The sequence below is a fragment of the Aeromonas fluvialis genome (assembly GCF_000819885.1).
Classification (GTDB): Bacteria; Pseudomonadota; Gammaproteobacteria; order Enterobacterales; family Aeromonadaceae; genus Aeromonas; species Aeromonas fluvialis.
This window is the reverse complement of sequence record NZ_CDBO01000076.1, coordinates 26,414-36,602: the sequence shown is the minus strand read 5'-3', so window position 1 is coordinate 36,602 and position 10,189 is coordinate 26,414. Positions and strand designations below refer to the sequence as shown.

Annotated in this window: 8 protein-coding genes; all 8 read right to left on the bottom strand. The window is 61.2% G+C overall.

The annotated features are described in order from the left end of the window. Positions 1 to 98 precede the first annotated feature (98 nt). The 8 genes from cysC to BN1125_RS18030 all read right to left on the bottom strand — a co-directional run bounded on the left by cysC (position 99) and on the right by BN1125_RS18030 (position 10,182). Positions 99 to 692 (bottom strand): adenylyl-sulfate kinase, encoded by a 594-nt coding sequence (gene cysC, locus BN1125_RS18065; RefSeq protein WP_042014027.1) that lies wholly within the window; start codon positions 690 to 692, stop codon positions 99 to 101. A 28-nt stretch (positions 693 to 720) separates the two neighbouring features. Further along, positions 721 to 2,445 carry an SLC13 family permease gene (locus BN1125_RS18060; RefSeq protein ID WP_042014025.1) on the bottom strand — a complete coding sequence of 575 codons (1,725 nt, stop codon included), beginning with the start codon at positions 2,443 to 2,445 and terminating at the stop codon, positions 721 to 723. A 4-nt stretch (positions 2,446 to 2,449) separates the two neighbouring features. Then, on the bottom strand, positions 2,450 to 3,877 hold the full coding sequence (gene cysN / locus BN1125_RS18055; protein WP_042014024.1) for a sulfate adenylyltransferase subunit CysN: 1,428 nt from the start codon (positions 3,875 to 3,877) through the stop codon (positions 2,450 to 2,452). Positions 3,878 to 3,889: 12 nt separating this feature from the next. After that, a complete protein-coding gene (cysD, locus tag BN1125_RS18050; RefSeq protein WP_425283656.1) occupies positions 3,890 to 4,822 on the bottom strand; it encodes a sulfate adenylyltransferase subunit CysD in 933 nt (310 codons plus the stop codon). 71 nt (positions 4,823 to 4,893) lie between these two features. Next, entirely contained in the window at positions 4,894 to 6,342 is a 1,449-nt protein-coding gene (gene cysG, locus BN1125_RS18045) for a siroheme synthase CysG (protein WP_042014023.1), read from the bottom strand. Positions 6,343 to 6,492: 150 nt separating this feature from the next. Continuing rightward, the gene (gene nirD, locus BN1125_RS18040) at positions 6,493 to 6,837 is read right to left on the bottom strand and encodes a nitrite reductase small subunit NirD (protein WP_042014022.1); all 345 of its coding nucleotides are present in this window, start codon (positions 6,835 to 6,837) and stop codon (positions 6,493 to 6,495) included. After that, complete coding sequence (gene nirB / locus BN1125_RS18035; protein WP_042014021.1) at positions 6,834 to 9,335, bottom strand: nitrite reductase large subunit NirB; 2,502 nt, start codon at positions 9,333 to 9,335, stop codon at positions 6,834 to 6,836. The genes nirD and nirB overlap by 4 nt, the downstream gene beginning before the upstream one ends. A 19-nt stretch (positions 9,336 to 9,354) precedes the next feature. Then, complete coding sequence (locus BN1125_RS18030; RefSeq protein WP_042014020.1) at positions 9,355 to 10,182, bottom strand: ABC transporter ATP-binding protein; 828 nt, start codon at positions 10,180 to 10,182, stop codon at positions 9,355 to 9,357. Positions 10,183 to 10,189: the final 7 nt, after the last annotated feature.

The window sequence follows — 10,189 nt, the reverse complement described above, 5'->3', positions numbered from 1 at the left end:
ATCATGGGTAATCAGGTTGCTTTTTGACGGTGAATGAGAATAAACAAGGGGGCAAATGCCCCCCTTGTTTATCACTACTCGATATGTGCAAACGCACCTTAGTCGATCAACCCTCGCAGCCTTAGCGCAGTCAACAACTCCTCCACCATAACCTCCACCGGTTTACCGGCATTAAGCAGATGGATTTCCGGTTGCTCTGGGGCCTCATAGGCGGAGTCGATACCGGTAAAGTTGCGAATTTCCCCTGCCCGCGCTTTTTTATAGAGCCCCTTGGGGTCGCGCTCTTCACAGACGGCGAGCGGTGCATCGACAAAGACCTCGACAAACTCGTCAGGCCCCAAGAGGTTGCGCACCAGCTCCCGCTCGGCACGGAACGGCGAGATAAAGGCGGTGAGCACGATAAGGCCCGCATCCACCATCAGCTTTGCCACTTCGCCGACCCGGCGGATATTCTCCTGACGGGCAGCATCATCGAAACCGAGATCGCCGCAGAGACCGTGGCGTACATTGTCCCCATCCAGCAGATAGGTGTGCTTGCCTTGTGCCGCTAGCGCCTGCTCCAGCGCCCCCGCCAGAGTCGATTTGCCCGCCCCCGAGAGCCCGGTAAACCAGAGCACCAGGGGCTTTTGCCCTTTCAATTCAGCCCGGCTCTGTTTGTCGACGGCATGGTTGTGCCACACGATATTGCTCATCCAACACTCCTTGATTGGCGCTCACGCCTTAAAACGGAAACAGCAGGGGCACCATCACAATCACCCCAAGGCTATAGGCCAGCGAGACCGGCAGGGCCAGCTTGAGGTAGTCCGGCATCTTGTAGTTGCCCGCGGCATAGACCATCAGGTTGGTCTGGTAGCCGTAGGGCAGGATAAAGCTGGAGCTTGCCCCGAACAGCACCGCCAGAATAAACGGCATGGTCGAGACATCCATACTGAGCGCCAGCTGGTAACCCATGGGGAAGGCCAGCGCGGCGGCGGCGTTGTTGCTCATCAGCTCGGTCAGCACCAGCGTAAACAGATAGATACCCACGAAGGCGATGATGGGGCTGGCACCGTTGAACTCCCCCATCAGCCAGTCGGCGATAAGCTTGGCCAGTCCGCTCTTTTCCAGCTGATCGGCGATGGCCAGCGCCCCGCCCACCACCAGCCAGATATCCAGCGGAAAGCGGCGGCGGATCTCGTCCAGGGTCAGAATGCGGGTGAGCAGCAGCGCCACCAGCATCAACAGCAACCCCTTGAACAGCGGCACCAGCTCGAATACCGAGAGCGCCAACACCCCGAGAAACCCCAGCACCACGGCGGCGCTGCGCTTGCCATCGAGGCGGGTGGAGGCTTCCAGCCCGCTCACCACCACAAATTCCCGCCCCAGCGACTTGTTGCGGGCGAACTGGGGGCCGGGGGCCAGCAGCAGGGTATCACCGGCGTGCAGCTCAATCTGGCCGAGGCCGCCGGTAAGCTGGGTTTCGCCGCGGCGCACCGCCAATACCACCGCATCGAAGTGGGTGCGAAATTCGGCATCCTTGATGGTCTGACCCACCAGCCGCGAGCTATGGCTGACGATCACCTCCACCAGATGCTGGCCGTTGAGGCGGTGCTGGCCGTAGAGATCCAGCCCCTTCATCTCCTGCAACACGCCGACGCTCTCCACATCGCCGCAAAAGAGCAGCACATCGCCCTCATGCAGCTCGTGTTCCGGCTGGACCGGGCAGATCACCTGCTCACCGCGAATGATTTCCGCCAGATAGAGGCTTTTCAGGCTGCGCAGGCCGTTCTCCTTGACGCTGCGCCCCGCCAGCGGTGAACCGGCGCCCACCTTGGCTTCGAGAAAGTAGCCGGATTCTCGGCTCATCTCGGTATCCTGCTCCGGCAGGTGACGGGCAAACAGCAGCACAGCCACCAGACCGGTCAGCAGGGTGCCCGCACCCACCATAAAGAAGTCGAACATGCCGAGCGGCGGCGCCCCCATCTTGATGAGGAAGCTGTTGACGATCAGGTTGGTGGAGGTGCCGATCAGGGTCAGCACCCCGCCAAAGGTCGCCGCAAAGCACATGGGCAGCAGCAGCCGCGACGGCGCATGGTTGGGGTTGCGTTTGACCGCTCCCAGCATGGAGGCCACCACGGCGGTATTGTTGACGAAGGCGGACAGGAAGGCAGTGGAGAACCACACCTTCACCAGCACCTTGTTGAATGAACCCGTGCCCACCAGATTGGCGAACCAGCTCATGATGCGGGTCTTCTCCACCGCCAGCGACACCAGCAGCAACAGCACCAGCGTCAGCAGGGCACTGTTGGTGTAGCCCGCCACCACGGCATTGATATCCGCCAGCCCGCTCAGGTAGGTGATGAGCACGGCGCCCGAGAAGAGCAGCGCCGGGCGGAGTTTGCCCTGGATCAGCAGGGCTACGAGAGCAGCCAGCAGACCCAGCACCAGGAATTGTTGCCAGGTCATGGGCTTACTCCTTGCTTGTGTCGTTACCGATGGCAAGGGCTTGCCAGTGCGGGAAGTGCTTGCGCACCAGGGCGTTGAGCTCGATTTCGAACTCGCTGTAGTGCCCTTTTACCGCTTTGGCCGCCAAGCCTTCCACTATCATGCCGGCGCCGACGGTGACGTTGGTCAGCCGGTCGATCAGGATAAAGCTGCCGGTATCGCGGATCTCCTGATACGGGTCGAACGCCACCGGGTCGGTGAGGCTCAGCTCGCACAGGCCGATCTCGTTGAGCTTGAGCTCGCTCGCGGGCAGTTCGTCGAGCTTGTTGATCTCGATACGGTGGCGGATGGCCTCCACCTGACCGCGACTCTTCTTGGTGGCCAGCTTGACGTCGAAGACACGGCCCGGTTGCAGGGACTCCTCCCCCATCCAGACGATATGGGCCAGCAGGTTCTGGGTCACTTGTGGACGTTGGGCGGCATCTACCAGCAGGTCGCCGCGGCTGATATCGATCTCGTCGGCAAAGGTGACGGTGATGGCCTGACCCGGCAGGGCGTACTCCAGATCCCCGTCGAAGGTGACGATGCGGGTCACTGTGCTCTCTTTGCCCGACGGCAGCACAGCCAGCTTGTCGCCCACCCGCAGGATGCCGGAGGCGAGCGTGCCCGCGAAGCCGCGAAAATCGAGGTTGGGGCGGTTCACATACTGCACCGGCAGGCGCACCGGATGGCGCTCCAGCTCACGTTCCACTTCTGCAGACTCCAGCAGCGCCAGCAGGGTTTCGCCCTGATACCAGGCCAGCTTGTCGCTCTGGTTGACCACGTTGTCACCGTCCAGCGCCGAGACCGGCACGATCTGGATGGTGTCGACGCTGAGCTTTTTGGCGAACTCGCGGTAATCGGCACTGATGCGCTCGAACACCTCCTGACTGAACTCCACCAGATCCATCTTGTTTACCGCCACCACGAACTGCTTGATGCCCAAGAGGCTCGCAATAAAGCTGTGGCGGCGGGTCTGATCCAGCACGCCTTTGCGGGCATCGATCAGAATGATGGCCAGATCGCAGGTGGAGGCGCCGGTCGCCATGTTGCGGGTGTACTGCTCGTGGCCCGGGGTATCCGAAATGATAAATTTGCGCTTGGCGGTAGAGAAATAGCGGTAGGCCACGTCGATGGTGATGCCCTGCTCGCGCTCCGCTTGCAGGCCGTCTACCAGCAGCGCCAAGTCCAGCTTCTCGCCGGTGGTGCCGAGCTTCTGGCTGTCGGACTCCAGCGCTTTGAGCTGATCTTCATAAATCTGCTGAGAGTCGTGCAGCAGGCGACCGATAAGGGTGCTCTTGCCGTCATCCACGCTGCCGCAGGTGAGAAAACGCAGCAGACTCTTGTGCTGCTGGGCGTGCAGATAGGCTTCGATGCCCTGTTCGGTGATGGCGGTCTGAATATGGCTGTTCATGCTGACGACTCCTTAGAAATATCCCTGACGCTTCTTCTGCTCCATGGAGCCGGCCTGATCGTGGTCAATCAGCCGCCCTTGCCGCTCGCTCGAGGTGGTGAGCAGCATCTCTTCAATAATTTCCGGCAAGGTGGTGGCATCAGACTCAATGGCACCGGTCAGCGGGTAGCAACCGAGGGTACGAAAACGCACCAGCTCCTGCTTCACCTCATCCTCGGCGGTCAGCGGCATACGCTCGTCATCCACCATGATCTTGATGCCCCCTCGCTCTACCACCGGACGCATGGCCGCGAAGTAGAGCGGCACTATGTCGATGTTCTCGAGATAGATGTATTGCCAGATATCGAGCTCGGTCCAGTTGGAGAGCGGGAACACCCGGATGCTCTCCCCCTTGTTGACCTGGCTGTTGTAGACACGCCACAGCTCCGGACGCTGGTTCTTCGGATCCCAGCGGTGGGACTTGTCACGGAAGGAGTAGACCCGCTCCTTGGCGCGGGACTTCTCCTCGTCGCGGCGGGCGCCACCAAAAGCAGCATCGAAGCCGTATTTGTTGAGCGCCTGCTTGAGCCCTTCGGTCTTCATGATGTCGGTGTGCTTGCCACTGCCGTGCACGAAGGGGTTGATGCCCATGGCGAGCCCTTCCGGGTTCTTGTGGACGATAAGATCCAGCCCGTACTTCTTGGCGGTCTCGTCGCGAAACTTGATCATCTCCTTGAACTTCCAGTCGGTGTCAACGTGGAGCAAGGGGAACGGGATCTTGCCAGGATAGAATGCCTTGCGGGCCAGGTGCAGCATGACGGAGGAGTCCTTGCCGATGGAGTACATCATCACCGGGTTTTCAAATTCGGCAGCCACCTCGCGGATGATATGGATGCTCTCGGCTTCCAGCTGCTGCAAGTGCGTCAATCTTTCACGGTCCATGTTGGTCCTCGGGTCATTGCTGATGCGCCTGCTCAAGGCGCTGGGTGGTTCAGTGCGCGGCCGCACCGGCAGCCGCATCAAATCGGTCTTTGCTCTCAGGCCAGCTGTACCAGCTTGAGATCACAGCCATCGAAATCCGGGTTATCGCGCGGTTGCTCGCCACCATTCTCCCCAAACCAGGCGAGCCGCTCGCGCAGGGCAACCACCTCGCCAATGACGATAAGGGAGGGGCTCACCGCTTGGGCGGCCAGTTCGGCCAGCTCGGTGAGAGTGCCGGTCAGCACGCGCTGGCGGGCGGTGGTGCCACGCTCGATGATGGCGATGGGGGTCGCCTGATTTCTGCCGTGTTCCACCAGCTGCTGCTGGATATGCTCGGAGCGCATCAGCCCCATGTAGATCACCAGGGTCTGGTTAGTTGAAGCGAGTTGCTGCCAGTCGGGCTCCTTGCCCTCTTTCTGGCCATTTTGCTGACAATGGCCGGTGATAAAGACGGCGCTCTGGGCATAATCACGATGAGTCAGCGGAATACCTGCATAGGCGGTGGCACCGGCAGCAGCCGTGATGCCGGGCACGACCGAGAAGGGGATGCCTTCGTCGGCCAGCACTTCCAGCTCTTCGCCGCCACGGCCAAACATAAAGGGATCGCCCCCTTTAAGCCGCACCACCCGGTTACCTGCTTTGGCGTACTCGACCAGCAGGCGATTGGTCTCCTCTTGCGGCACGCTGTGAGCACCCGCCTTCTTGCCGACCGACACCAGGGTGGCATCGCGGCGCACCAGATCGAGGATCTCGGCGGATACCAGCTGGTCGTAGAGCACCACTTCAGCCTGTTGAATTTGTTGCAGCGCCTTGAGGGTCAACAGGCCAGGATCGCCGGGGCCCGCGCCGACCAGCACCACTTCACCCACTTCAGTCTGGGCCTTGTCGAGCCCCTCGTTCAGCCACTGCTCGGCACCTTGCCAATCGGCTTTCTCAATCAGGCTGGCGAGGGTATTGGAGGCAAAGGCTCGCTCCCAGAAGCGGCGACGGTCGGCAATCGAGGAGAGCACCCGCTTGGCCTTGTCACGGACCCGGCCGGAGAGCTCGGCCAGCCCGCCGAGATGGCGCGGCAGCAGGCTCTCCAGCCGCTCGCGCAGCAGGCGAACCAGCACAGGCGCCTTGCCGCCGCTGGAGACCGCCACCATCAGCGGCGAGCGATCGATGATCGAGGGGAAGATAAAGCTGGAGCGCTTGGGGTCATCCACCACATTGACGAACAGCCCCAGCTGGTTGGCACTCTGATAAACCAGCGCGTTGACTTCGAGGTTGTCGGTCGCCGCCACCACCAGGATCTGGCCTGCCAGATGGGCCGGGGTGAAACGCTCGGCCAGATGGGTAAAACGACCGGTGAATTCAGCAAATTCGGGTTCAATCTCCGGGGAGACCAGGGTCAGCCGGGCACCGGCCGCCAGCAGCAGGCGCGCCTTGCGCAGGGCAACCTCGCCCCCGCCCACCAGCAATACCGGGCGACCTTCCAACTTGGCAAACATCGGCAAATAATCCATTTTGCACCTCTCCATACCTGATGAGCGCACTCTAGCTGGCTGTCAGGGTTCAATAAAATAATAAAGAAGGCTCACTTATATTTTTTAGGAATATAAGTGATGTGATCACGGCGTAGAAATGGCCCCGGCGAATGCAGGGCCAACGAGTCGTCAGCAGGACAAAGGGTGGGCCAGCGAGATCCGCCCACCCTCGATACGCACCGGCCAACTCTTCAGGTGCAGCGAGGGGTTATCAAAACAATGACCATCACGCAGGGAGTAGCGCTGCTTGTAGATGGGGGATGCCACCATGGGCTCCCCCTGGCAATCGCCGACCAGACCAAGCGCCATGACCGCAACACCCGCCACCGGGTCCATCCCGTCTAGGGCATAGATGTGGCCGGCGCAGCGAAACAGCGCCACCACCTCTCCCTGCAGCACCACACTGCGTCCCCACCCCTCTTCCAGATCGGCCAGTTCGCACACTGATTGCCATAGCGTCTCTTGTACCGTCATACCACCTCCTTGATGGTGATCGCAGGCACCCACTGACCACGGTTCTCATGGCGTGGCGGGGTGACGTCCTCAGGTTGATTCAGGTGGGCCTCAAACAGCCGCAACTTGTCGGGATCGGCCAGTGTGGCCTTCCATTCACACACCCAACTACCCACCACTGCCGCCATGGCCGACTCCAGTTCTGCCCCGATACCGAGTCGGTCCTCGATGATGACGGATTTGAGGTAGTCGAGCCCTCCTTCCATGGCTTCCAGCCAGACCGAGGTGCGCTGCAACCGATCTCCGGTACGCACATAAAACATCAACAGACGGTCGATGTAGCGGATCAGCGTCTGTTCATCGAGATCGGTGGCAAACAGGTCTGCATGACGCGGGCGCATGCCTCCGTTACCACAGACATAGAGATTCCAGCCACGCTCGGTGGCAATCACCCCGATATCCTTGCTTTGGGCCTCGGCACACTCTCGAGTGCAGCCGGAGACGGCAAACTTGAGTTTGTGCGGTGCACGCAATCCCTTGTAGCGATGTTCCAACTGCTGGGTCATGGCCAGCGAATCCTGCACCCCGTAGCGACACCAGGTGGAGCCCACGCACGACTTCACGGTTCGCACCGACTTGCCATAGGCTTGGCCGGTCTCGAAGCCCGCCGCCACCAGGTCACGCCAGATCGCCGGTAACTGATCACGCCGAGCCCCCAGCATGTCGATCCGCTGGCCGCCAGTGATCTTGGTAAAGAGCCCGTAACGCTCGGCGATCACCCCAAGAGTGATCAGCCCGCGTGGCGTAATCTCCCCCCCTGCAATCCGTGGCACCACCGAATAAGTCCCATCCCGTTGCACGTTAGCCAAAAAGCGATCATTGGTGTCCTGCAACGCCCGGTGCGGTTTGGCCAGCACATGTTCATTCCATAGCGAGGCCAACATAGAGGCGATCGCCGGTTTGCATACCTCGCAACCCAACCCCTTGCCATGGCGAGCCAGCAAACTGTCAAAATCGCGGATCTGCTCGACCCGGATCAGGTGGCACAACTCTTGACGACTGAAGGCAAAGTGTTCGCACAAATGGTTATCGGTCTCGACCCCAAGCTCGCTCAGGGTTTGATCCAGTACCTGTTTGAGCAGGTTGCTGCACCCCCCGCAACCGGTGCCGGCACGGGTCACGGCCTTGATCTGACCCAGCTCGTGATGCCCGGCCCGAACCGCCGCAGCCACAGCCCCCTTGCTCACGTTATGGCAGGAGCAGAGGGTCGCGCTGTCTGGCAAGGTCAGCGGTGCGGCTGCCGTTTCCCCCTCGCCGGTCAGCAGCGCCAGTAGCGGGGTGGGCAGGGCCATCCCTTGCTGGTAGTAGGTGAGCAGCCGATCATAGTCGCCCCCGTCCCCGACCAGAATGGCACCCAACAGCCGCTCCCCCCGCTCATCGACCACCAGTTTTTTGTAGACCCCGCTGTTGCGATCCAGCAGCAGCAGCGACTGAGCCCCTGGTGTAACGCCATGGCCGTCACCGATGGCTCCCACGTCTACCCCCATCAACTTGAGCTTGGTAGACATGTCAGCACCATTAAAACGGCTATCGCCACCGCACAGTGTGGCCACGGCGGCACGTGCCATCTGATAGCCGGGGGCAACCAGACCAAAGATCCGCCCCTGCCACAATGCACATTCACCGATGGCCAGAATGGCCGGATCCGAGCACTGGCACCGCTCATCAATGACGATGCCGCCGCGCTCACCCACCGCCAGCCCGGCGCCGCGCGCCAGGCTATCGGCCGGACGGATCCCGGCAGAGAAGAGCAGCACGTCGCACTCCAGGTGCCCGCCATCGGCAAACACCAACCGGTGGCGCGCCTGCTCACCATCGACGATACGCTCGGTCACCTTGCCCAGGTGCGCTTCCACGCCGAGCGCGGCAATCTTGCTGGCCAACAGCTCTCCACCCAGCTCATCAAGCTGAACCGGCATCAGGCGAGGCGCAAACTCCACCACATGAGTTTGCAGGCCAAGCAGGCGCAAGGCATTGGCGGCCTCCAACCCGAGTAGCCCACCACCGATCACCACCCCGCTGCGCGCATGGGCACAAGCTTCGCGGATCGCGATCAGATCATCGAGAGTACGATAGACAAAGCAGTGGCTACGATCTCGCCCCGGGATCGGTGGCACAAAGGGCATCGACCCCGTTGCCAGCACCAGACGGTCATAACCAATAGCCTCCCCATTACCCAACCGCACCAGACCCGCTTGCCGATCGATGACCTCCACACTCGCCCCCAAGCGCAGGGGGATGCCCTGATCGCGATACCAGCCAGGATCAGCCAACCGCAGCGCCTCGGGGGCTCTGCCACCAAACACCTCGGAGAGGTGGACCCGGTCATATGCCGGATCCGGCTCCGCCCCCAGCACCGTTAACTCGAACTGTGCCAACCCGCCAGCCGCCACCAGCTGCTCCACAAAGTGGTGGCCGACCATACCGTTGCCTACTACCACCAATCGCTGTTTGTTCATCCCTGTACTCCTTGCTCTCTCACGCTCGCAACTTACCGGCCTGTGGCTTGCTCTCTTCCCCTTTTAGCGGGGTGACCTTGCGCTGTTTTTCATACAAAAAACGCAGCACTTGCTGGCGCAACCTGTGGTAGTGATGATCGTCTGCCAGTGCCACTCGATCCCGTGGCCGGGGCAGTGACACCGTCAATACTTCCCCGATAGTGGCGCTGGGGCCGTTGGTCAGCATCACGATGCGATCCGACAACAACACCGCCTCATCCACATCGTGGGTCACCATCAGCACCGTCGTACCGAGCCGGGTCTGAATGGCCATCAAGGCATCTTGCAGATGAGCCCGGGTCAGCGCATCGAGCGCGCCAAACGGCTCATCCATCAACAGCACCTTGGGGCTGAGTGACAATGCGCGGGCAATGCCAACCCGCTGCTTCATCCCGCCCGATATTTCGTGCGGCATCTTGTCGGCAGCATGATCCATCTGAACCAGAGAGAGAAACTCCATCACCCGCTCACTCACCCGGGCCCGGCCCGACTCGACCTGGCGCACCGCCAGTGCGACGTTCTCGAACACCGAGAGCCAAGGCAACAGCGCATGGTGCTGGAAGACCATGGCACGCTCCGGGCCTGGCCCACTGACTTCGCGCCCAGCCAGAATGACCCCGCCACAACTCGGCTCGCACAGCCCGGCCACCAGGTTCAGCAAGGTACTCTTGCCGCATCCCGAATGGCCGATGAGGGAGATGAATTCCCCCTGCTCGATACGCAAGTTGACGTTAGTCAACGCCTCGAAGTAACCACGCTCGGTGGTAAACCCCACCCCCATGTTGCTCAATTGCAAGAATGCGCTCATCCCTTAC

Excerpts from the sequence above, each read along its gene's own strand:
- BN1125_RS18060 (WP_042014025.1), bottom strand. The coding sequence starts at position 2,445 with ATGACCTGGCAACAATTCCTGGTGCTGGGTCTGCTGGCTGCTCTCGTA.
- cysN (WP_042014024.1), bottom strand. The coding sequence starts at position 3,877 with ATGAACAGCCATATTCAGACCGCCATCACCGAACAGGGCATCGAAGCC.
- cysG (WP_042014023.1), bottom strand. The coding sequence starts at position 6,342 with ATGGATTATTTGCCGATGTTTGCCAAGTTGGAAGGTCGCCCGGTATTG.
- cysC (WP_042014027.1), bottom strand. The coding sequence starts at position 692 with ATGAGCAATATCGTGTGGCACAACCATGCCGTCGACAAACAGAGCCGG.
- BN1125_RS18030 (WP_042014020.1), bottom strand. The coding sequence starts at position 10,182 with ATGAGCGCATTCTTGCAATTGAGCAACATGGGGGTGGGGTTTACCACC.
- nirD (WP_042014022.1), bottom strand. The coding sequence starts at position 6,837 with ATGACGGTACAAGAGACGCTATGGCAATCAGTGTGCGAACTGGCCGAT.
- nirB (WP_042014021.1), bottom strand. The coding sequence starts at position 9,335 with ATGAACAAACAGCGATTGGTGGTAGTAGGCAACGGTATGGTCGGCCAC.